Below are 21,864 nucleotides of genomic sequence, written 5' to 3' on the forward strand. Positions count from 1 at the left end.
TCAGAAGTCGTCTCGAATGTTGGCGAGGTATAGAAATAAATGTCATCGGCAGAAAGTGCCTCACCTGCTTGAAAACGCTCGTTCGTTTCCGGCGTAAGAACGACTCGACCTGTATAGCTGGTGAAGATGATCGAGCCATCATCCGCCTTGATAGACGCACGTACGTCGAGCTTAAGGGTGCCATTCGGCATAATTCGCAGCCAGTCGGCAGAGGGACCGATGATTTCGCCCTCGATATTGGGCCCCTTGACCCAACCGCCAGGTTTGACGTTATAGATCAAGAAGTCACTGTTGGCGACTTGAGGCGGCTCAAGCGGCGCATGAAGTGTCATCAAGTATTCACTGTCTATGCTAGTGCTCTGGGCGGTCGCGTTGCCAGCTAATCCGGCAATCATTATGGCACTTATCAATACTATCTTGAATCTTATTCCCTGGACCATATCAGAAGTCTCCCATTTTCTGTTTCGATCTAGGCCGGAGCCACATCACCACGCCAGCACAGTCACCTTAATCCAAATATTGTGAGTGACACAACCCAGAGTCGCGCAGAGCTTGTGGAAGTCTACTTTTCGGGTAGTCAAGTTTACACCATCTGCTTTATGTCGGCCTCCGCACTGTGCCAGAACGTGAATGGAGGCCGGTTGTGGTCTGGCTGACTTGCCTACAAATATCTGATAATAATGAAAAAATCTTCAATCATGGTTGAGATTGATCAGTGACCCCAGCGATGTCAACGTGGTGCTCTCCCACTGAGCCGCGCGCCCAATAGTGCGCGCTATAGTCATCGATCTTCGCTTGGCACGCGGCGACGGCCACCAGCTGCCGTGCCGTGCCAGCGGCTGACGGTGCCGCTGTCGAGACCGAACAGGTCTAGCACTCTGCCGAGGCTGTGGTCGACCATGGCCTCGAGGCTCTCGGGCCGCGCGTAGAAAGCAGGCACCGGCGGCGCGATTATCACGCCAAGCTCTGCGAGGCGCGTCATGTTGGCCAGATGGATGGCGTGGAGGGGCGTCTCGCGCACCATCAGCACCAGCTTGCGCTGCTCCTTGAGGGTGACATCGGCGGCGCGGGTCAGCAGATTGCCGCAAAGTCCGGTGGCAATCTCCGACATGCTGCGCACCGAGCAAGGTGCAACGATCATGCCAAGGCTACCGTGGGAGCCGCTCGACGGGGCTGCAGCCAGATCATCGATCGGATACCAGGCGTCGGCCAGCTCACGCACCGCCGCCAGCTTGCGGTTGGTCTCGTGGGCCAAAGTAATCTCCGCCGTGCAACTCATCACCAGATGGGCCTCGACAGCTAGGGGCTGCAACAGCTCTAGCAGCCGCACGCCGTAGATTGCGCCCGAGGCGCCGCTGATGCCGACCATCAGCCGCGGCGCAGCCATGCCTCAGGCTCCGCGCGCCAAGCGCTCGATGGTGCCGGATGTACTGTGACCGGGCTCTAGATTGGCCAACACCACCCGTCCGCCCCAGCGGCGCACCAGCTCAGCCCCGACAACCTCGTCGAGAGCATAGTCGGCCCCCTTAACCAGGACGTCAGGACGGAAGCGCTCGATGAGCGGCAATGGCGTATCATCGGTGAACACCACGACAAGGTCGACGTCCTCCAACGACGCCAGAACTAAGGCCCGCGCAGCCTCGCCCTGTACGGGCCGATCGGGGCCTTTGAGGCGCGCCACCGAGGCATCACTGTTAAGCCCGACGATGAGCCGGTCACAGGATGCTTGGGCCTGCCGCATGAGCGAGACATGGCCCGGATGCAGTAGATCGAAACAGCCGTTAGTGAAACCGATGCGCTGGCCCTGCTGGCGCCAGCCTGCAATGCGCTCGTCGGCCCGGTCGGCGGCAAGAACCTTGGATTCGCTGTCGAGAACATCGCCGTGGCGCAACGCGGCTTCAAGGTCACCGGCGGTAACCACCGCAGTACCGACCTTGCCGACCACAATGCCTGCCGCGACATTGGCGAGGCTTGCCGCCTCGGCTGCCGGCAAGCCACAGCCGAGTGCCGCGGCCAAGGTCGCGACTACCGTATCGCCAGCGCCTGAGACATCGAACACGTCCTGGCCTCGGGCCGGCAAATGAACCGCCTCGTCGGCGCCAACCAAGCTCATGCCGCGGCTGCCGCGGGTGGCGAGGACCGTGTCAATGCCGCAGTTGGCGATCAGGGCTCGCGCCGCCGCCACCACCTCGTCATCATCGCCGGCCGCTTGCCGGGTCGCCGCAACCAGCTCGCTGCAGTTCGGGCTGATCACACTGGCGCCGCGATAGCAACTGAAGTCATCGCCCTTCGGATCGACGATGACCGGGACGTTGACCGCACGCGCCTCCACGATGACGGCCTCGATCAAGGTCGCTGTCAGTGCACCTTTGCCATAATCCGAAAGCACCACCGCCTGATGCTCTTTGATGGCGTCGACTGCGGCACGCTGTAAGTCCTCGGCGATGGCGGAGCTGACCGGTTGGGGCGTCTCGTGATCCGTTCGCAGGAGGTGCTGACCAGCCGCAAGATAGCGGCTCTTGATGGTCGAGACCCGCTCGGGATCGGTCAGCAAATAAGCCTCAATGCGCGGCTCGGCACCGATCATGGCCGCCAACTCGCGCCCCACTGTATCGCGACCCAGCAGGGACAGGAATGTGCAGGACGCACCGAGCGAGATCAAATTGCGGGCGACGTTGCCAGCGCCGCCGGGCATCGCCAGCTCGCTTTCCACCCGCATCACCGGAATCGGCGCTTCGGGCGAGATGCGCGACACTTCGCCATAGATAAAGCGATCGAGCATGAGATCGCCAATGCACAACACAGAGGCGCCGGCAAGCTGCTCGACGTGCTCGGCGAGACCCGTCAGGTCGCTCATCGCCGCGCGCCCACCCGTAGTCTCAAGCGACGGCGTCTCTGGTCTTGAAAAGCGTCTCCGCGTCAAGCGCTTCCTCGGGCTTCGTTTCCAGCGCCGGTTCGGGTGGCGGTGGTGGCGGCGCCACCGCCTCCGGTCGCCGCTTGCGCGCCTTCACCAAGTGCTCCTCAAGGTCGGTCTGGCTGCAAATGCCGAGCAATACCGGATCGCGCGGCTGAATATTACTGATATTCCAATGGCTGCGGGTGCGCACCGCCTCGATGGTCGGCTTGGTGGTTCCGACCAGCTTGCATATTTGCGCATCCGAAAGCTCGGGCGTGTACTTCAGCAACCAGGAGATCGCATCCGGCCGCTCACCGCGCTTGGAGACCGGCGTATAGCGCGGCCCCTTACGGCGGGGTACGTCAGGCACTTCAGCTTGGCGCAGCGCCAGGTTGGCCTCAGCATCAGCCTCGCAGCGTGCCACTTCCTCGCGCGTTAACTGTCCGTTAGCGGTGGGATCGAGACCGACGATACCCACGGCGACCTCACCGTCGGCAATGCCCCGCACCTCTAACAAATGCAGACCGCTGAAATCGGCGATCTGCTGAAAGGTCAGGGTCGTGTTCTCGACCAGCCAAACAGCGGTTGCCTTCGGCATCAGCAGCTGTGCCATGGGTTGTTTCCTTTCGTTATCCGGGTCAGACCGCACTATATAGTACCGGACGGCCCGCAGCGAAAGGCGCTTAGAGAGTCAACATGATCTTACCGATATGGTCGCCCGCTTCCAGCGCCGCATGGGCGCCGGCGGCCTCGGCTAGCGAGAAGGTGGCATGTATCACCGGACGCACCCGGCCGGCAGAGAGCAAGGGCCAGACCTTTTCGCGCAGGCAGTCGGCCATTCTGGCCTTTTCCTCGATACTGCGCGGACGCAAGGTCGAGCCGCTCAGCCATAAGCGCTTGCGCATGATCGTGAACAGATCAACCTCCGCCTTTACACCTCCCTGCAAGGCGATGAGCACCAGGCGCCCGTCCTCGGCCAGCGCCTCGAAATCTCGCGCCACGTAGGAGCCGGCCACCATGTCCAATATGACGTCAACACCGCGCCCCCCCGTGGCCTCGGTGACGATGGCCACGAAGTCCTCGTCGCGGTAGTCTATGGCGCGCTCGGCGCCGAGTTTCTCGCAGGCCGCGCGCTTTGCAGCTGTCCCGGCAGTGGCGAAGACCCGCGCACCGAAGGCCTGAGCCAGCTGGATAGCGGCCGTGCCGATGCCACTGGCACCGCCATGAATCAGCACGCTTTCGCCGCCGGTAAGGGCGGCACGCTCGAACAAATTTGTCCAAACGGTGAAGAACGTCTCTGGCAAGGCCGCAGCCTGAACCGCATCGAAACCGTCAGGATAAGGCAAAGCGTGGTCGGCATGAGTCAGACAATATTCGGCATAGCCGCCGCCCGGGGTCAGAGCGCATACCGCATCACCGATCTTAGGACTGGCAACGCCGGGGCCGACTGCGGCCACCTCGCCCGCAACTTCCAGACCAGGCAGGTCCGAGGCACCCGGCGGCGGCGGGTAGGCGCCGGCCCGCTGCATCAGGTCGGGTCGGTTGACCCCGGCAGCTGCAACCTTGATCAGAATCTCGCCGTGCCCCGGTTGCGGCAGCGGCCGCGCAGCGGGCATCAGCACCTCGGGGCCGCCGGGGGTGGAAATCTCCACGGCGATCATGGTCTCGGGCAATATCGTTGTCACGGTCGCAACACCATCCCTTCGCGGGCCACAATAGAGCCGAACCGCTCTGCCTCAAGCTCGTTCGCCACCTGGTCCATGAAGGCGTCGTCATGATCCGGGTCGTGGTGGAAGAGGACCAGCGTGCCGACATTCGCCGCCTCCGCTAGGCGCACACCCTCCCGCCATGTGGAATGGCCCCAATCGCGGTGATCCTCAAATTCCTCATCGGTATAGGTGCTGTCATAGATGAAGATGTCAGCACCGTCGATGAGCCTGAGAATATTGCGGTCGGGCTCGCCCGGCACGTGTTCAGTATCGGTTACGTAGCAGATCGAGCGGCCTTGGTGCTCGATACGGTAGCCGGTGGCACGGTTGGGATGGTTGAGGGGCACAGTCAGCAGCCTGACGCCAGGTGCCGGCTCCAAAACTTCGCCAGCGCCAAAATCACGGAAATCGAGATGCGCACGCATGGTGTCCATCGGCACCGGGAAAAGCGGGTCCATCATAAGATAGGTCAGCACTTCGCGGATGCTGCGCTCTGGCATCAGGTGCCCAGCCCAGACGCGCAGTTCGTATCTCGGATTGAAGGCCGGCGAGAAGAAGGGAATGCCACAGATGTGGTCGAAATGGGTGTGGCTGAAGAAGAGATCGGCGGAAAAACCGCCCCCAACGCCGCGCTTGCCCGTAAGATCGGCGCCGAGCGCATGGATTCCCGTGCCGGCATCGAAGATCAGCATGCGCTCACCACAGCAGACCTCCAGGCACGCCGTATTACCGCCGTAGCCGGCCGTACCCGGACCCGGGCAGGCGATGCTACCCCGCACACCCCAGAAGCGAACAAAAAAGTTGTCCGTGTCGGCCAAGTTTCTTTCCAGCCAGGGCCCGCCACCGCCAACATTACGTGCTCGTCATCCGCTACAGCAAATCGACGATACGTAAACACGGGCACATTGCAACACGCTTGTTATAGCGTAAGCTCGGCAGGCCGTAGGGGGAAGGGAAGCCATGGACATATTCGATGACCCGCCGCGGCCGACCGCGGACGGCAAGACCCTACCGCGCAAGCTGGACAGCTTGTCGATAGAAACCTTAAACGATTATATCGGCGAGCTTGAGGAAGAGATCGCGCGGGTTCGCACGGAGATCGACAAGAAGTGCGGCCTGCAGGCCGCCGCAGACCAGGTTTTCAAAACATGAGAGCGAGCGGATAACGCCATGGCCGAACCGAAATTCCTCGATTTCGAAACCCTCGCCCTGCATGCGGGGCAACATCCCGATCCAGAATTCGGAGCACGGGCGGTACCGATCTACCAGACCACGTCTTATGTCTTTCCCGATACCGAGACGGCCGCTTCGATGTTCAATCTGGAGCGCGGCGGACATCTCTATTCGCGTATCAGCAATCCCACCGTGGCGGTGTTGGAGGAGCGGCTGGCGGCGCTGGAGAAAGGCGTTGGTGGCATTTGCACCGCGAGCGGCATGGCCGCGCTACATCTCGCCATCTCGACCTTGATGGACGCGGGCGGCCATGTCGTGGCCTCGAAGTCTATTTACGGCGGCAGCTATAACATCCTCTGTCATACTCTGCCTCGTTTCGGAATCACAACGAGCTTTGTCGACCCACGCGATCCAGCGGCCTTCAAGGCCGCAATCCGCCCCAAAACACGGCTGATCTTCGGCGAAACCCTGGGCAATCCGGGGCTCGAGGTGATGGACATTCCCGCCATCGCCGAGATCGCGCATGCAGCGCGCATCCCGCTGATGATCGACAACACCTTTGCCACGCCGCATCTCTGCCAGCCGCTGACCATGGGGGCCGATATTGCCCATCACTCGGCGACCAAGTTCCTCGGCGGTCATGGCGTCGCCATCGGCGGCGCTCTTGTCGAGGGTGGGCGTTTCGATTGGGAGACCGGCGACTTCCCAACCCTGACCGAGCCTTACGAGGGTTATCACGGTCTCGATTTCTCAGAGGAGTTCGGCCCGGCGGCGATGATCATGCGCGCCCGCGCCGAGGGCCTGCGTGATTTCGGCTACTGCATGAGCCCGCAGACCGCCTTCTATATTCTCATGGGCGTGGAGACCCTGGCCGTGCGCATGGCGCGGCATGTGGAAAACACGCGCGCCGTAGTCGAGTATCTGGTGGCTCACGAGGCGGTCGACTGGGTGACCTATCCTGAGTTGCCAGAACATCCTGACCACGACCTCGCTAAGCGCCTGTTGCCCAAGGGCTGCGGCGCCATTTTCTCTTTCGGCATCAAAGGCGGCCGCGACGCGGGACGCAAGTTCATCGAGCGCTTGCGCCTGTTCTCACATCTCGCCAATGTCGGCGACGCTAAATCGCTCGTTATCCATCCGGCCAGCACCACGCACCAGCAGATGAGCGCCGACGAGCTCAAGGCGGCAGGCGTCGGTGAGGAATTAGTTCGTCTCTCGATCGGCCTCGAGAACGCAGACGATATCAAGGAAGATTTAGGCCAGGCGCTGCGCGCTTCGCAAAGGAGTTGAGGCGATGATCGAACTAGAGGTCGACGGCAGGACGGCGCACGCAGCGACCGGCGGCAAGCCGTTCGATGCTGACTTGCCGCTCGTGGTCTTCGTCCACGGCGCCAACCTGGACCACACGGTTTGGGCTCTGCAAAGCCGCTATTTCGCCTATAACGGCCATGCCGTGCTGGCCCTCGACCTGCCCGGTCACGGCCGTTCGGCCGGGCCCGGCCTCGACAGCATTCCAAAGATGGGTGCCTGGATCTGGCGCCTCGTCGATGCCACGGGCGCAAAGGACGCGGCGCTAGTCGGGCACAGCATGGGCGCCCTGGTCACGCTCGAGGCGGCCCGCCAGGCACCGAATTGCAGCCGCGCCCTAGCCCTGGTCGGCGCCAGCGCGCCGATGCCGGTCAGCGACGGCCTGCTCGCCGCCACCCGTGAGGATCCGTCTCGGGCGCGGCGCATGATCATCTCCTATGCCTACGGCCAGCGCAGCCATGTCGGCGGCATGCGCGTGCCGGGCCTGTGGATGTCGGGCGGTGGGTTGTCTCTGCTGGACCGCGGCGACGATAAGGTGCTGGCCCAGGATTTCAGCGCCTGCAACGCCTATGACGAGGGGCCGCAGGCGGCAGCGGAGGTAACCTGCCCGACGCTCGTGGTCTGCGGCGACGACGACCGCATGACACCGGAACGTGCCGGCCGAGCTCTGGCGGAGAGCTTCGCCGACGCCCGCGTTACAGTCATTCGCGACTCCGGCCACATGCTACCCACCGAGCAACCCGACCGGACCTTGGATGCGCTGGCGGCGTTTCTCTGATTTAGGCTCTACAGGCTATTGTGCGAAAGCGATTGTGGTGCAATGGCATTTTCTGGCATGATGCCGGATGACATCGTAACACACGAGTGACATCTACCTGCGATTCTCTATTATGCAGCTGTACCATCTAATGGGGAGGACGAATAATGGGTACGTATCTCAGCGAAAAAGAGCTAGCGGGGCTCGACCCCGCGCAGAGCGGCTTTGGCTCAGCGGTGCCGACGCAGATGATCTCGAATGGTGAGTTCAATCCGTTGCCGCAGACGCCGAAGCAGAAGCAGGTCGAAGCGCGACTTACGGAGCTGGCCGAACTGCATGGCAAGAAGCAAGGGCTCGATCGTCGTGCATTCCTGCAGTCGAGCTGCGGCATGGCAGCCGCATTCGTGGCCATGAATGAGGTCTACGGGAATGTCTTTGACGTCAGCGAGGCCGAGGCGGCGACGCCGGAGATGATGGTTGAGCGCGCGGCAGCGCTATCACACCAGTTTATCCTCGACGACCAGACCCATTTCCTGCATGACGATTTCAATCAGGAAGGGCTGTTGGGTCTTGGCGTCTTTGCTTCCGAGCATTGGAACCCGGCACTCGATCCGGCCGACCTGTCGCTCTACTACTACAAGTTCGAGAATTACGTGCGGCAGATCTTCTTCAACAGCGACACCAAGGTGGCGCTGCTGAGCGGCGCACCGTTCGATGATCCGTCTTGGTGGCTGCTTCCCAACGATCAAATCAAGGAAGCGGTCGACATGGTCAACCTCGTCGCGGGCTCGCGGCGCATGCTTGGCCACTTCGTCATCACGCCCGGCCAGGACGGCTGGATGGACGAAGTCGATCGGGCCATTGACGAGGTGCATCCGGACGGTTGGAAGTCCTACACCATCGGCGATCCGCTCTCGGCAGCGACCAAGTACCCATGGCGCCTCGACGACGAGGAGTTGATGTACCCCTTCTACGAGAAGGCGATGAAGGCCGGCATCAGGAACGTCGCCTGTCACAAGGGCTTGGCACCCGCCGACTACGAGGAAAGCTGGAAGGATGTCTGGCGGTATCAGACCCCTTGGGATATCGCCAAGGTCGCTAAGGACTGGCCGGACATGAACTTTATCATCTACCACGGCTGTCTCCGTGCCTTCCTTGAGCTACCCGACGTATCCTTGGCCCACTTCGAGGCAACCGGTGAGATCGAATGGTCGAGCGACCTGGCCAGAGTCGTCTCTGAGAATGGGCTGACCAACGTCTATGCTGAACTCGGCACCAGCTTCGCCAACTCGGCGACCGCTAATCCGCGCTTTGCCGCAGCGCTGCTTGGGACTTTCATCAAGCACATGGGTGCCGATCAGGTCGTTTGGGGCACGGATTCGCTCTGGTATGGCAGCCCGCAGTGGCAGATCGAGGCCATGCGCCGCTTAGAGATCCCCGAGGACATGCAGAAAAAGCATGGCTTCGCTCCCATGGGCGGTGCCACCAGCGCGGTCAAGAACCAGATCTTTGGTTACAACTCGGCCAACCTCTTCGAGCTCGACGTGCGCGAAGCTATGGCCCCGTTGGAGGCGGACAAGTTCGCCGCGATCAAGGACAAGTACGACGCCCAAGGCGGGCTGCATCCAAACGCCGCCTCCGGCTTCATCGACACCTCCGCCGCCTAATCGGCGCGAGTTTCTGACCAGGGCCGGAGACCCGTGGGTCTCCGGCCCTTTCTTTTGCGGGTGGCCGGGCGTAAAACAGACTGCGAACCGCCGATTTCGACAAGATGCCATGCAAAGGGAGAAGACGATGGCAACCGTCTTGCGTAAGATTCGAGTTCTCGCCGCGCTCGCGGTACTGCTTCCAGCACTGTCCTTCGGGAGCGCCACAGCCCGTGCCGACGATGCCGAAGCAGGGCGCGAGCTCTATATCGATCTCTGTACCAAGTGCCACGGCCTGATCACCGAGGACGTGATCAGCTGGCGGCCGGAGGCACTGTTGCAGCAAGCCGTGACCATGCCGCTCGGCCCGTCGCTCACCGGGGTCTATGGCCGCGAAGCGGGCATCATGGCCAACTACCCCTATTCGCGCGCCTTCCGCGCGGCGATCGAGAATCCCTGGACCTGGGACGAAGATGCGCTCGACGGCTGGCTTTACAGTAGCCAGGGCTTCATCCGTGGCTCGACCATGTTTCTCAAGGTCGAGGACGATGACCAGCGCGCCAAGGTCATCACGTATCTCAAGAAATACGCGCAGCATCAAGGCCGATAGGCTGTCTACAGCAGATGTCCCGAAACATCCTAGTCCACGCTGACTGCAGCGGCGGCTGGGCTCACGGCCTGACTGCAGCGACTGCGCCGGCCACTCGCCACGAAGCCCATGCAGCGACGTCGGCTCGACCCGCGACACAGTAAATACGGCAAGTTGCCTTCAGACCCTGACCCACAACCCCGAGTGCGAAACCGTGGTCAGCGAGGCCACTGTGAGCATGGCGGGAGAGCCGCCAGAGGACTTGTAGCCGGCGCCAGCGCAACAGCTACGCGGCGGTCATGATACCATCGCGGCGGGCGTGTCGCGTGGAGACGCTTAGTTGCTATCAAGCTCGGTGTCCCAGTAAAGATAATCACACCAACTTTCGTGTAGATAGTTAGGCGGGAAACGGCGACCTATGCGTTGCAGCTCGTGCACGGTAGGCACGCGCGGTGGATTGCGCGGCGACATGGAGCATTCTCTGGGAATGCGGTCACCCTTGACCAGATTACAGTACCCGCAGGCCGTAACCACGTTCGACCAGCGCGTCGCACCGCCACGAGAGCGCGGCACCACATGGTCGAAGGTGAGATCCTCCGAGCGACGTCGCCCGCCGCAATACTGGCATGCAAAGCCGTCACGCAGAAATACGTTAAAACGGGTAAAGGCCGGCCGATGGTCAGAGCGCACGTAGGATTTGAGTGAGACTACGCTCGGCAACCGTATGCACCACGACGGCGAATGCACCTCGCGCTCATATTCGGCGACAATATTGACGCGCTCGAGGAAGACGGCCTTGACCACTTCCCGCCATGGCCAGAGCGACAACGGGAAGTAACTCAACGGGCGGAAATCCGCGTTGAGTACGAGCGCCGAGCAGCTATTGAGCGCAACTGTCACCGGTCTCTCCCTGGCCTCAGACCCTTTTGCTGGAGCGAGTTTAGGCGGGCCGCGCTGGCAGGGCAAGCCGCGCCGTATTGAAGTTTTGGTTTCCGCCTCTTCGCTTCGCCCATACAATCGCGTCGCCACTGCCACAGAGAGGCGGTAGTACGATGATGATTGTGATGGGAAAACCGCGAATGAGCATGCTCGACAGACGCGCCTTCCTTGCCGGCGCGGCAGCAATAGCAGCGGGCGGTTGCGCCGATGACGACAATTTCAGCCTGATCGCTGATGACGACGACACGCCGCTGGTAATCCCGCCAGAGGGCCAGGCGCGCGTTGCCGTGCGCGGCGGCGAAATCTGGTATCGCGTTGTGGGCAACGGCCCCGGCGCCCCTTTGCTAGTGGTGCATGGTGGGCCCGGCCTCAGCCACGACTATCTGCTGCCCCTCGAAGCGCTCGGCCGCGATCGCGCGGTGATCTTCTACGACCAACTCGACTGCGGCAAGTCGGACAAGCCCGGCGCACCAGCCAACTGGCAAATCTCGCGCTTCGTCGACGAGATCCGCGTATTGAGCGCAAGTCTGGGGCTCAATCGCTACCATCTGCTCGGCCATTCCTGGGGCGGACTGCTGGCCGCTGAGTTAGCTGCCACCAACAGCCGAAACCTTGTCTCCTGCGTACTTGCCAGCCCATTGATCAGCGCTCAGCAATGGATGTCCGACAATCTGCGCTGGCGCAAACTTCTACCGTCCGAAGTGCGGCAGGTACTGGACGAGAACGAGGCCGCCGGTACGGTGCGCAGCACCGCATACCAGCAGGCGGCTATGGCCTTCTACCGCCGCCATCTCTGCCGCATGGAACCCTGGCCGCAGCCCCTGATGACCTCGCTCGAGGAGGGCAACTCCGCGCTCTACCGGACCATGTGGGGCGAGACCGAGTTCCGCGCCACGGGCAGTCTGCACGACTATGACGGCACGCCAAATCTGGCGCGCATTACGGTGCCACTGCTGTTCACCTGCGGTGAGTTCGACGAGGCCCCGCCGGCGACGCTGCACCGCTACAGCAAACTGGCGGTGGGTTCGGAAGTGCGCGTCTTCACCGACGCCTCGCACACGGCGCATCTGGAGCAGGAAGAGGCCTACATCCACGCGCTGGCCACTTGGCTCAACGGCATCGGCTAAACGAGGAAGAAATGGAAATGGTAGAGCTGTGCAATCCGGTTCGTGAGCGCATCGACGCGGGTCAACTAGCGATCGGCATGGGCCTACGCCAGGCGCGCACGGTCGATATCGCCAAAGCCATGAAGACGTGTGGCTATGACTGGCTGTTCATCGACATGGAGCATGGCCTGTTCTCGCTCGACGACGCGGTACAGATCAGCAATGCCGCACAGGACGCGGGCGTTGCACCCTTCGTGCGCGTGCCGGGCTACGAGCACTACCACGCCAGCCGCGTGCTCGACGGAGGCGCCATGGGCGTCGTCTTCCCGCATGTGGATACGCCCGAGCACGCGGCAACCCTGGCGAGCTATTGCAAATATCCGCCCGACGGCAAACGCTCGATGGGCGGCACCATGGCGCAGCTCGACTTCGCGACCCTGCCAACTGACGAGATGGCAGCTGCGGTCAATTCTGGCACCATGGTAGTGATGATGATCGAGACGCCGCTGGCCGTAACCAATGCTGATGCCATCGCCGCCGTACCGGCAGTCGATGCCCTGCTCGTCGGTACCAACGATCTCTGCCTAGAGATGGGCATTCCCGGCCAAATTGGCCATGACCGCGTGGTCCAGGCCTATGAAGTGATCATCGCCGCCTGCAAGGCGCACGGCAAAATTCCGGCACTCGGTGGCGTTTACACTCCGGACCTCATGGAGCGCTATGTCGGCATGGGTATGCAGATGGTGCTCGGTGGTAGTGACATGGCGCTACTGATGTCCGCCGCCAAGGAGCGCAGCGCCTTTCTGCGCGGCCTGCAAGACTGACGTCCGCCTGCCTTGCCAAGCGCCTCACCCTGGGTCACCCGCTTTGCGCCGAGTCCCACGGGGTTCATGCATCTCGGCCACGCCTATGCAGCGCTGTTCGCCTGGAGCGAGGCCAAGCGGCGGCACGGCCATTTCCTGCTACGCATCGAGGACATCGACCAGGGTCGCACGCGCGAGGTTTTCGAGAGCGCTATATACGAGGATCTCGCTTGGCTTGGCCTCGACTGGGAGACGCCGGTGCGACGCCAGTCCGAGCATATGGAGGACTACGTCGCAGCATTGACACGGCTCGACGAGCTCGGCGTGATCTATCCCTGCTTCTGCTCACGCCGTGAGATCCGCGCCGAGATCAAGCATGCCGGCGAGGCGCCGCACGGGCTCGACGGCGTGATCTATCCCGGCACGTGCCGCAGCCTCGCCTACGAGGCGCGGCACCAGGGCATCCTCATGGGCCGCCCGCATGCCTGGCGCCTCGACATAGCGCGTGCATTGGAGATCACCGGACCCCTCGAATGGAGCGACCGCGCCGCCGGGCAGCAGGCGGCGGACGTACTCACCGCCGGCGACATAGTGGTGGCGCGCAAGGACGTGCCAACCAGCTATCACCTCGCAGTCACGGTTGATGACGGCATCCAGGGTGTCACCCTAGTCACCCGCGGTGACGATCTATTTCACGCCACCGCCATCCACCGCCTGCTGCAGGCACTGCTCGATATCCCGGCGCCGACCTGGCACCACCATTCCCTGATTACCGACTCAAGCGGCGCGCGGTTAGCCAAGCGCAATCGCGCCACGACCTTGCGGTCACTGCGCAGGGCCGGCAAAACACCGGCAGAATTGCGCGCTATGGTGGGCTTCGCATAAGCAAGCGATACGGGAAAGGGTCTCTTAGCGGCTTAGCGTGCTCAGCCAAGTGCTCACCTACCAGAGCTATCTCGCCGACGACAGGACCAGTCTCGACAACCTTTTCTTTTATCCGATCCTCTGCTACGCCAATTTTATTCGCGAAGGCCGTGACCCTTTGGAAAAGTGCCTGCGATCACGGCTTGGCTTGCGCGCCTCGGCGAGCGCGTGTCGGTACAGGCCATCATGCTATCCGTCGATAAGCTTTAAGACAACGATCTATCAGAGGAATCCCGCACCATGAGCAGACTATTTGGCGCCGAGCACCGCGCCCTTCAGGACGCGTTCGACACTCGCCGCGTTGCCGATAAAATCGAGGCCATCGCAGTGACCACCGAGCTGAGTGAGTCCGACCAAGCATCTATAGCCAGCCAGGACATGTTCCTGCTCGCTACCGTTGACGAGAACGGCCGGCCAACGGTCTCCTACAAGGGCGGCGATCCTGGATTCGTCAAGGCGGTCGACGCCAAGACCATCGCTTTTCCGCTCTATGACGGCAACGGCATGTTCTATTCCGCCGGCAACGTGGTCGACAATGCCAATGTCGGCCTGCTATTCATCAATTTTGAGAACCCGCTGCGCATGCGTATCCAGGGCACCGCGACGGCCAGCGTCGATGACCCGCTGATGAGCGAGTTCCACGAGGCTCTGATGGTGGTCCGCGTCACGGTCGAGGAGGTTTGGCCCAACTGCAACCGCTATATCCACCGCCGCCAGCGCACGGAAGCGTCTCGTTACGTACCGCGTGAAGGCACCAAGACACCGTTAGCCGGCTGGAAGCGCGTCGATATCGTGCAGGAGGACCTGCCGGCTAAGGATGTCGGCCGGGCCGAGGAGGAAGGCGGCCTGATCACCATCGAGGAATGGTTCGAGAAGGCGGCCACCGGCGCCGACGACGCCTGAACCAAGCGCAGCATTTAATGAGCGAGGGCGAGCGCAGACTGGCGGCCATCCTTAGCGCCGATGTGGCCGGCTATAGCCGGTTGATGGGGCTAACGAGGAAACCACGGCCGCCGCGCTCGCCCAAAGTCGCGCTATATTTCGCGAAACCATCGCCGAGTACGGCGCGCCTTTGCCGACCCCTGCCCTAGTGCTTGCGGACTAACCCTCAATCGCCGTGCTTCCTTTCGCTAATATGAGCGGCGATCCGGAAAAAATATTTCTCCGGCGGCATTTTCAAGAACATCACCACCGATGTACGAAGGCCTTCGGCCTATTCGTCATCGCCCGCAGCTTGAGCTTCTCCTAGAAGGGCCGATCTCGAGCCTTAAGCTACCAACCTTGCCAGTTCGCCCACTATGGCACCGAGGTCGTAGTCTTTTGGGGTGAAAACGCGGGCGATGCCCGCGGTACGCAGCGCTTTTGCATCGTCGGGCGGAACAATGCCACCGATCACCACTTGCACGTCATCGACACCGGCTTCGCTCAGACCTTCGAGCAGCGCTGTCGCCAGCGCGCTATGACCACCGGTGAGTACCGAGAGCCCTATCAGATCTACATCCTCTTCGAGCGCGGTTTTGACGATCTCGGCCGGTGTGCGACGGATGCCTTCGTAGATCACTTCGAAGCCGCAATCGCGGGCACGTAGGGCAATTTGCTCGGCACCGTTAGAATGGCCGTCCAGGCCGGGCTTAGCCACCAGCAGGCGTGGCGGGCGGCCAAGACGCTTTGTTGCCGCAGCGACCGTCCGCCGTGCGGCCTCACTGTTGGTTGACGCCACGCGCTCGGCTCCGACGCCCGTGGGCGCGCGGTATTCGCCAAAGACCCGGCGTAGGGTATCAGCCCACTCACCGGTCGTCACGCCGGCCAAGGCGCAGGCAATCGAGGGCTTCATGACATTGCGGCCTTGCCGTACCACGCTTTCCAACTCGGCGAGCGCCGCCTGCGCCGCCCCATCATCGCGGGCCTCCCGCCAGGCCTTCAGGCGTGCAACCTGCTGCGCCTCGGCTTGCGGGTCAATCTCCTGGGTAGCGCCAGCCCCGGCGAGTGGACTTTTTGCACTTTCAGCATAGGCGTTGACGCCGACTACGGTCTGAGCACCGGACTCGATAGCCGCAAGCCGACGCGCGTTCGAGGCCACGAGAGCGGCTTTCATCGTGCCGGATTCGACTGCACCCGCGACATCGCCAAGCGCTGCCATCTCCTCACGCGCCTCAACCATCAGAGCTTTGGTATTCGCCTCGACCACGCTGGAGCCAGCGAAGATATCGGCATGCTCCAGGATATCGGTTTCATAGGCAACGATCTGTTGCGCTCGCAGACTCCATTGCTGATCCCAGGGACGCGGCAGGCCCAGTGCCTCATTCCAGGCCGGCAGCTGCACGGCACGGGCGCGAGCATCCTTCGACAGCACTACGGCCAGCATCTCGATAAGAATGCGGTAGACGTTATTCTCAGGTTGCTGCTCGGTAAGTCCCAGCGAGTTAACCTGCACACCATAGCGAAAGCGCCTGAGCTTAGGGTCTTCTATGCCGTAGCGCTCGCGGCAGATCTCATCCCACAGGCGCGTGAAGGCGCGTAGCTTGGAAATCTCCGTCACCAAACGCAAGCCGGCATTGACGAAAAAACTGACGCGCCCGACAAGCGTAGCAAAACGCTCTTCCGGTATATCGGTCCGGGCATGTACCGTGTCGAGCACGGCGGTGGCATTGGCAAGCGCAAAAGCAAGTTCCTGCACCGGTGTCGCACCGGCTTCCTTCAAATGGTAGGAGCAGATATTGATCGGGTTCCAACGTGGCATCTCGGCTCCGGTGAAGGCGATGATGTCTGTGGCGAGTCTGAGGCTCGGTTCGGGCGGAAAAATATAGGTGCCACGCGAAAGATATTCCTTAACGATATCGTTTTGCACCGTGCCGGCTAGCGCAGTCCGGTCCGCGCCCTGGCGGTCGGCAAGCGCCACGTATAGCGCCAGTAGCCACGGAGCGGTGGCATTGATGGTCATCGAGGTGTTCATGCGCTCGAGCGGCAGGCCGTCGAGCAATCGCTCCATGTCGCCAAGATGCGAGACCGGCACGCCAACCTTACCGACTTCTCCCGCCGCCAGCGCGTGGTCCGGATCGTGACCGGTCTGGGTTGGCAGGTCGAAGGCAATCGACAATCCGGTCTGACCGCGCGCCAGATTGTCGCAAAATAGGCGGTTTGAGACCTCAGGCGTCGAGTGCCCAGCATAGGTGCGCATTACCCAGGGGCTATCGCGCGTCGGTGTGGGAGGACTCTCTGTCATGGCAGCCCTTTATTCAGTGAGTTGGGATTGTGCGCTGCGATAAAGAGAAAGCACAACAGAAAACATCATACTTGACAGGATTATCTTGCCTGCTCAGAGTGTCCTATTGCGTTGCACATTGTGCGATGCAATATGACTTTGACCATGGCTATAGGGAGTGGATCCATGGGAGAGCCTGCGCTTAACATCGAGGCCGTACCGGAGGCACCACGAAAATCGCTGTTTGAGATCGGCGAGATTCCGCCGCTCGGCCACGTGCCCGAAAAGATGCATGCCTGGACGATCCGCCGCGAGCGCCACGGCGAGCCCGAAGCTGCCATGGTCGACGAGGTGGTCCCCGTGCCCGAGATCGACAGCCACGAAGTGTTGGTCATGGTGATGGCCGCAGGGGTCAACTACAACGGCGTCTGGGCCGCGCTCGGTGTGCCGGTCTCTGTTTTCGACGTGCATGGCGCTGACTACCATGTGGCCGGCTCCGATGCCTCAGGTATCGTCTGGGCCGTGGGTTCCAAGGTCACGCGCTGGAAGGTTGGCGACGAGGTCGTGATCCACTGCAATCAGGACGACGGCGACGACGAGGAGTGCAACGGCGGCGACCCCATGTTCAGCCCCAGCCAGCGTATCTGGGGTTACGAGACACCGGACGGCTCCTTCGCCCAGTTCACCCGCGTGCAGGCGCAGCAGCTCATGCCGCGACCCAAACACCTGACCTGGGAAGAGGCGGGCTGCTACGTGCTAACGCTGGCCACAGCCTATCGCATGCTGTTCGGTCATCGCCCGCATATCCTGCGCCCGGGCCACAACGTGCTGGTCTGGGGTGCGGCCGGCGGCTTAGGCTCGATGGCGATCCAGCTCATCGCCACAGCCGGCGCAAACGCCATCGCCATCATTTCGGACGAGGACAAGCGCGATTTTGTCACCCAGCTCGGCGCCCGCGGCGTCATCAACCGCAAGGACTTCGACTGCTGGGGCCAGCTACCCGACGTTGGCAACGCCAAGGCCTATGGCGACTATGCCAAGCGCGTACGTGCCTTCGGTAAGGCCATCTGGGGCATCACCGGTAAAGGCAACGATGTCGATTTCGTCTTTGAGCATCCCGGCGAGCAAACCTTTCCGGTCTCCTGCTTCGTGGTCAAGCGCGGCGGCATGGTGGTCTTCTGCGCCGGCACCACCGGTTACAACCTGACCTTCGACGCGCGCTTCGTCTGGATGCGACAAAAGCGCATTCAGGGCAGCCACTTCGCCAACCTAAAGCAGGCGGCTCAGGCCAATCGCTTAATGGTAGACCGGCGCATCGACCCCTGCATGTCGGAGGTTTTCTCCTGGCACGACATCCCGCGGGCGCACGCCAAGATGCACGCCAACCAGCATCTGCCTGGCAACATGGCGGTTCTCGTGCAGGCCAAGCGTCCCGGTATGCGCACCCTGGAAGAGACACAGGATCTCTAGATGTTGCTCGACGACCTCCAGGCTACGTGCCGGACGGCGCTCGACGGAGCCGAGGCGCTGTTGACGGAAGCGCAGCATGCTGTCTCAACTCGCGTGGAAGCAACAAATATCAATAGCGAACAATTCGCTGTGCATGGACTATCCTGGTATGCAACCTATGTCGAAGCCTTGAGACAAATGCTGGGCTGGGCTGAGAGACTGAAAAAGACGAGTCGCTTTGGCGCCTTGGAACAACTGACGTTGCAGGCTACCTTTGGCGAATATCTCTCGCAGCTGGCGGGTGGTATCGCCATGAGCCAGGTCGAGACGGTACGGCCCAGCGACCTCGGCATCAAAGCGGACACCCTGGAGACCGCCGAGATTGCGTTACTGCGGCGCAGGGGAAACACGGCCGCCGTGCGTCAGGCCATCGCCGATGCCATCGGCGGCGGCAACTTCGCCGATGCGGCGCTTGACAACGAGACCCTGGTGCTCGTCGAGGATCAGTTTCGCCGCTTCTCTGACGAGCGCATCGCACCTCACGCGCAGAACTGGCACCGCGAGGATGTGTTGATTCCCGACGCAGTCATCGCCGAGATGGCCGAGCTCGGCGTCTTCGGCCTCACGGCACCCGAAGATTGGGGCGGTGCCGGGCTTGGCAAGGTGGCGATGTGTGTGGTCACCGAGGAACTCTGCCGCGGCTCGCTCGGCGTCGGCTCGCTGGCAACGCGCTCAGAAATTGCTGTCGAGCTCATTCTCGCCCATGGTACAGAAGCGCAGAAGCAGCGCTGGCTGCGCCCCATCATCTCGGGCGACGTGCTGCCGACCGCCGTCTTCACCGAGCCCGACACGGGCTCTGACCTCGGCAACCTCAAGACCCGCGCCAGCCGCGACGGCGAGGACTGGCAGATTACCGGCGCCAAGACCTGGACCACCCATGGCGCCCGCGCCGACCTGATGACCCTGCTGGCGCGGACTGACGCCGAGCGGCCAGGTTACAAAGGTCTCTCGATGTTCTTGGCGCCGAAGCCACGCGGCACTAATGCAGAGCCTTTTCCGGCTAATGGCATGAGCGGTGGCGAGATTCGCGTGCTCGGCTATCGCGGCATGAAAGAATACGAGATCGCCTTTGACAACTTCGCCGTGCCCGGAGACTGCCTGCTCGGCGAAGCGGAGGGGCAGGGCTTTAAGCAGCTCATGGCGACCTTCGAGGCGGCACGCATCCAGACTGCCGCACGCGCCACCGGCGTCGCCCAAAGTGCGCTCGAGCTTGGGCTCGCTTATGCCAACGACCGCAAGCAGTTCGGCCGCCCCATCTATGCCTTTCCTCGCGTCTCGGGCAAGCTTGCCTGGATGGCAACGGAAGTGATGATCGCCCGCCAACTGACCTGGTTCGCCGCGCGCGAAAAGGACCTGGGCCACCGCTGCGATCTCGAAGCAGGCATGGCCAAGCTGCTAGCCGCCCGCGTCGCCTGGGCGACTGCCGACAACGCGGTGCAGATCCACGGCGGAAATGGCTATGCCGAGGAATATCCGGTCAGCCGCGTACTGGTGGATTCACGCATCCTCAACGTCTTCGAAGGTGCCGCCGAGATCCAGGCCCAGATCATCGGACGACGCTTGCTTGGCGGGAATTAGAGCGCTTTCAAATCATACGCGATCACTTGAGGGCCGTGTATGGTGGGAAAGTGCTCTAGCCTGTAAAAGAGCATTATGACAGACACATACGACTACATCATCGTCGGCGCAGGCTCGGCCGGGGCGGCTCTGGCCTATCGCCTGACAGAGGATCCCAACACGCGCGTCCTCCTGCTTGAAGCGGGCAAAAGCGTCCATCCACTTTCGCGTCTACCGGTCAGCTTCGGACTGTTCATCGACAAGCCTGGCGTAAACTGGCGCTATTTCTCCGATCCAGAGCCCGGCACCACCAACCGGAAGATTCCCGTGCCCCGGGGCAAGATGCTGGGTGGCTCGTCATCAATCAATGGTCTGGTTTATGTCCGCGGCCAGACCCTCGACTACGACACCTGGGCGCAGATGGGCAACCGCGGTTGGAGCTGGCAGGACATCGCGCCGGTCTTCAAGCGCATGGAAGACTATCCCGACGGCGGCGGCGATACCCGCGGCCGCGGCGGCCCGCTTGGCCTCTCAGAGGTGCCGGACGAGAACCCGCTCTACGACGCCCTGATGGCGTCAGCCGAGTCGATCGGCATCCGGCGCACCGCCGATTACAATGGCCCCGAGCAAGAGGGCGTGGGCAAAACCCAAGCAACCATCCAACGCGGCCGACGCATGAGCACAGCGCACTGCTATCTGCGTCTGGCGGCACGACGCGCCAACCTTAACATCGTCACCGAGGCGCTGACCGAGCAGCTGCTACTCGACGGTAAGCGGTGTACCGGCGTCACCTATTCACGTGGTGGCCAACACACGGAAGCCAAGGTCACGCGCGAGGTCGTCCTCAGCGCCGGCACCATCGGCTCGCCGCAGATCCTCGAGCTCTCGGGCATCGGCCAGCCCGAGCTGCTGCAAGCCCACGGCATTGCGGTGCACCACGAATTGCCCGCGGTCGGCGAGTATTTTCGCGACCACATGATGGCGCGGGTCCAGTGGTGCATCGCCAAAGCCGGTGTCTCCTACAATGAGCGCGTCCGCGGCTTTGGTCTGGTTGTCCAGGCGTTGAAATATGCGGCTAGCGGCAGCGGCTTCCTCAGCCTACCCTCAGCACCGCTCGTGGCTTTCGTAAAGACGCGGCCCGAGCTAGCCACACCGGACGTGCAGATGCATATCGTCCCCTATGCCGTAAAGAATCCTAAGCGACGTAAGCTGCACAGCTTTGCCGGCATGACTATAGCGAGCTATCAGTTGCGTCCAGAAAGCCTTGGCTCAACCCATATCCAGTCGGCAGATCCCGCAATGCAACCGGCGATTCGCTTCAACTTTCTGGCTGACCCAATCGACCGCGAGACGACAGTCGAGACCGTCAGAATCGCCCGCCGCCTAGTTGCCGCACCACCCATGGCCGCCTTCCGTGGCGCGGAATACTCGCCCGGCGCAGAAGTCGATACGGATGACGCAATCGAGGCGTGGATCCGCGAGAACTCCGAGACCTCCTACCACCCCATCGGCAGTTGCCGCATGGGTCCAGACGCGGTTGTCAACGAACGCTTACAGGTACACGGCATGGAAGGCTTGCGCGTGGCCGACGCCTCTATTTTTCCTACCATGCCCTCGGGCAACACTAACGCGCCCGCCATCATGGTTGGTGAGAAAGCGGCGGACTTGATCCGAGAAACGACTTAGGCCCCAGCCAGCGACCAAGGCGAGAGCGCTGCTTCGGCGATGGACCAAGACTGGTGCGCG

At 62.1% G+C, this 21,864-nt stretch carries 20 protein-coding genes; 12 read left to right on the forward strand and 8 right to left on the reverse strand.

Going from position 1 to position 21,864, the window contains the following annotated elements; all coding sequences use genetic code 11:
* The 6 genes from QF629_08510 to QF629_08535 form a co-directional block, all read right to left on the reverse strand.
* The coding region (locus QF629_08510) for a DUF3237 domain-containing protein (GenBank protein MDP6013569.1) at nt 1–440 on the reverse strand (440 nt) is incomplete at its 3' end.
* A 341-nt stretch (nt 441–781) separates the two neighbouring features.
* A complete protein-coding gene (locus QF629_08515) occupies nt 782–1,387 on the reverse strand; it encodes a UbiX family flavin prenyltransferase (GenBank protein ID MDP6013570.1) in 606 nt (201 codons plus the stop codon).
* 3 nt (nt 1,388–1,390) lie between these two features.
* A complete protein-coding gene (gene rfaE1 / locus QF629_08520; GenBank protein MDP6013571.1) occupies nt 1,391–2,857 on the reverse strand; it encodes a D-glycero-beta-D-manno-heptose-7-phosphate kinase in 1,467 nt (488 codons plus the stop codon).
* A 22-nt stretch (nt 2,858–2,879) separates the two neighbouring features.
* Entirely contained in the window at nt 2,880–3,509 is a 630-nt protein-coding gene (locus QF629_08525) for a DUF1013 domain-containing protein (GenBank protein ID MDP6013572.1), read from the reverse strand.
* A gap of 70 nt (nt 3,510–3,579) precedes the next feature.
* Entirely contained in the window at nt 3,580–4,557 is a 978-nt protein-coding gene (locus tag QF629_08530; GenBank protein ID MDP6013573.1) for an NAD(P)H-quinone oxidoreductase, read from the reverse strand.
* Nucleotides 4,558–4,577: 20 nt separating this feature from the next.
* Nucleotides 4,578–5,423, reverse strand: coding sequence for an MBL fold metallo-hydrolase (locus tag QF629_08535; GenBank protein MDP6013574.1), 846 nt, complete (start codon nt 5,421–5,423; stop codon nt 4,578–4,580).
* 142 nt (nt 5,424–5,565) lie between these two features.
* Here QF629_08535 and QF629_08540 point away from each other — a divergent pair, with 142 nt between their 5' ends.
* From QF629_08540 to QF629_08560, 5 genes are all read left to right on the forward strand, one after another.
* Nucleotides 5,566–5,757, forward strand: a complete 192-nt coding sequence (locus tag QF629_08540) for a DUF1192 domain-containing protein (GenBank protein MDP6013575.1) — start codon at nt 5,566–5,568, stop codon at nt 5,755–5,757.
* A gap of 18 nt (nt 5,758–5,775) precedes the next feature.
* A complete protein-coding gene (locus QF629_08545; protein MDP6013576.1) occupies nt 5,776–7,068 on the forward strand; it encodes an O-acetylhomoserine aminocarboxypropyltransferase in 1,293 nt (430 codons plus the stop codon).
* A gap of 4 nt (nt 7,069–7,072) precedes the next feature.
* Entirely contained in the window at nt 7,073–7,864 is a 792-nt protein-coding gene (locus QF629_08550) for an alpha/beta hydrolase (protein ID MDP6013577.1), read from the forward strand.
* Between the two features lie 146 nt (nt 7,865–8,010).
* Nucleotides 8,011–9,510: an amidohydrolase family protein gene (locus tag QF629_08555; GenBank protein ID MDP6013578.1), complete on the forward strand. Its 1,500-nt coding sequence runs from the start codon at nt 8,011–8,013 to the stop codon at nt 9,508–9,510.
* 127 nt (nt 9,511–9,637) lie between these two features.
* Entirely contained in the window at nt 9,638–10,099 is a 462-nt protein-coding gene (locus QF629_08560; protein ID MDP6013579.1) for a hypothetical protein, read from the forward strand.
* A gap of 315 nt (nt 10,100–10,414) precedes the next feature.
* On the opposite strand, the gene QF629_08565 is transcribed toward QF629_08560, so the two are convergent.
* On the reverse strand, nt 10,415–10,978 hold the full coding sequence (locus tag QF629_08565) for an HNH endonuclease (protein MDP6013580.1): 564 nt from the start codon (nt 10,976–10,978) through the stop codon (nt 10,415–10,417).
* Between the two features lie 179 nt (nt 10,979–11,157).
* Between QF629_08565 and QF629_08570 the strand changes: the two genes are divergently transcribed.
* The 4 genes from QF629_08570 to QF629_08585 all read left to right on the forward strand — a co-directional run bounded on the left by QF629_08570 (nt 11,158) and on the right by QF629_08585 (nt 14,753).
* On the forward strand, nt 11,158–12,144 hold the full coding sequence (locus QF629_08570; protein MDP6013581.1) for a proline iminopeptidase-family hydrolase: 987 nt from the start codon (nt 11,158–11,160) through the stop codon (nt 12,142–12,144).
* A 17-nt stretch (nt 12,145–12,161) separates the two neighbouring features.
* Entirely contained in the window at nt 12,162–12,947 is a 786-nt protein-coding gene (locus QF629_08575) for an aldolase/citrate lyase family protein (GenBank protein ID MDP6013582.1), read from the forward strand.
* Nucleotides 12,948–12,959: 12 nt separating this feature from the next.
* Complete coding sequence (gene gluQRS, locus QF629_08580) at nt 12,960–13,811, forward strand: tRNA glutamyl-Q(34) synthetase GluQRS (GenBank protein MDP6013583.1); 852 nt, start codon at nt 12,960–12,962, stop codon at nt 13,809–13,811.
* A 279-nt stretch (nt 13,812–14,090) separates the two neighbouring features.
* The gene (locus tag QF629_08585) at nt 14,091–14,753 is read left to right on the forward strand and encodes a pyridoxamine 5'-phosphate oxidase family protein (GenBank protein ID MDP6013584.1); all 663 of its coding nucleotides are present in this window, start codon (nt 14,091–14,093) and stop codon (nt 14,751–14,753) included.
* A 364-nt stretch (nt 14,754–15,117) separates the two neighbouring features.
* Here the strand turns inward: QF629_08585 and QF629_08590 are convergent, their stop codons facing one another.
* Entirely contained in the window at nt 15,118–17,073 is a 1,956-nt protein-coding gene (locus tag QF629_08590; protein MDP6013585.1) for a protein meaA, read from the reverse strand.
* 165 nt (nt 17,074–17,238) lie between these two features.
* Here QF629_08590 and ccrA point away from each other — a divergent pair, with 165 nt between their 5' ends.
* The 3 genes from ccrA to QF629_08605 all read left to right on the forward strand — a co-directional run bounded on the left by ccrA (nt 17,239) and on the right by QF629_08605 (nt 21,804).
* Nucleotides 17,239–18,522, forward strand: a complete 1,284-nt coding sequence (gene ccrA, locus QF629_08595; protein ID MDP6013586.1) for a crotonyl-CoA carboxylase/reductase — start codon at nt 17,239–17,241, stop codon at nt 18,520–18,522.
* Nucleotides 18,523–20,139 carry an acyl-CoA dehydrogenase family protein gene (locus QF629_08600; protein ID MDP6013587.1) on the forward strand — a complete coding sequence of 539 codons (1,617 nt, stop codon included), beginning with the start codon at nt 18,523–18,525 and terminating at the stop codon, nt 20,137–20,139.
* A 75-nt stretch (nt 20,140–20,214) separates the two neighbouring features.
* Entirely contained in the window at nt 20,215–21,804 is a 1,590-nt protein-coding gene (locus QF629_08605; GenBank protein MDP6013588.1) for a GMC family oxidoreductase N-terminal domain-containing protein, read from the forward strand.
* The last annotated feature ends 60 nt before the right edge of the window (nt 21,805–21,864 follow it).

The sequence above is a fragment of the Alphaproteobacteria bacterium genome, from assembly GCA_030739735.1.
In the GTDB taxonomy this organism is placed as follows: Bacteria; Pseudomonadota; Alphaproteobacteria; order UBA7887; family UBA7887; genus UBA7887.

Coding starts and splice junctions, on each gene's coding strand:
- QF629_08545 (MDP6013576.1), top strand. CDS start 5,776: ATGGCCGAACCGAAATTCCTCGATTTCGAAACCCTCGCCCTGCATGCG.
- QF629_08600 (MDP6013587.1), top strand. CDS start 18,523: ATGTTGCTCGACGACCTCCAGGCTACGTGCCGGACGGCGCTCGACGGA.
- rfaE1 (MDP6013571.1), bottom strand. CDS start 2,857: ATGAGCGACCTGACGGGTCTCGCCGAGCACGTCGAGCAGCTTGCCGGC.
- QF629_08555 (MDP6013578.1), top strand. CDS start 8,011: ATGGGTACGTATCTCAGCGAAAAAGAGCTAGCGGGGCTCGACCCCGCG.
- QF629_08550 (MDP6013577.1), top strand. CDS start 7,073: ATGATCGAACTAGAGGTCGACGGCAGGACGGCGCACGCAGCGACCGGC.
- QF629_08515 (MDP6013570.1), bottom strand. CDS start 1,387: ATGGCTGCGCCGCGGCTGATGGTCGGCATCAGCGGCGCCTCGGGCGCA.
- QF629_08570 (MDP6013581.1), top strand. CDS start 11,158: ATGAGCATGCTCGACAGACGCGCCTTCCTTGCCGGCGCGGCAGCAATA.
- QF629_08605 (MDP6013588.1), top strand. CDS start 20,215: ATGACAGACACATACGACTACATCATCGTCGGCGCAGGCTCGGCCGGG.
- QF629_08560 (MDP6013579.1), top strand. CDS start 9,638: ATGGCAACCGTCTTGCGTAAGATTCGAGTTCTCGCCGCGCTCGCGGTA.
- QF629_08525 (MDP6013572.1), bottom strand. CDS start 3,509: ATGGCACAGCTGCTGATGCCGAAGGCAACCGCTGTTTGGCTGGTCGAG.
- QF629_08530 (MDP6013573.1), bottom strand. CDS start 4,557: ATGATCGCCGTGGAGATTTCCACCCCCGGCGGCCCCGAGGTGCTGATG.
- ccrA (MDP6013586.1), top strand. CDS start 17,239: ATGGGAGAGCCTGCGCTTAACATCGAGGCCGTACCGGAGGCACCACGA.
- QF629_08540 (MDP6013575.1), top strand. CDS start 5,566: ATGGACATATTCGATGACCCGCCGCGGCCGACCGCGGACGGCAAGACC.
- QF629_08575 (MDP6013582.1), top strand. CDS start 12,162: ATGGTAGAGCTGTGCAATCCGGTTCGTGAGCGCATCGACGCGGGTCAA.
- QF629_08590 (MDP6013585.1), bottom strand. CDS start 17,073: ATGACAGAGAGTCCTCCCACACCGACGCGCGATAGCCCCTGGGTAATG.
- QF629_08585 (MDP6013584.1), top strand. CDS start 14,091: ATGAGCAGACTATTTGGCGCCGAGCACCGCGCCCTTCAGGACGCGTTC.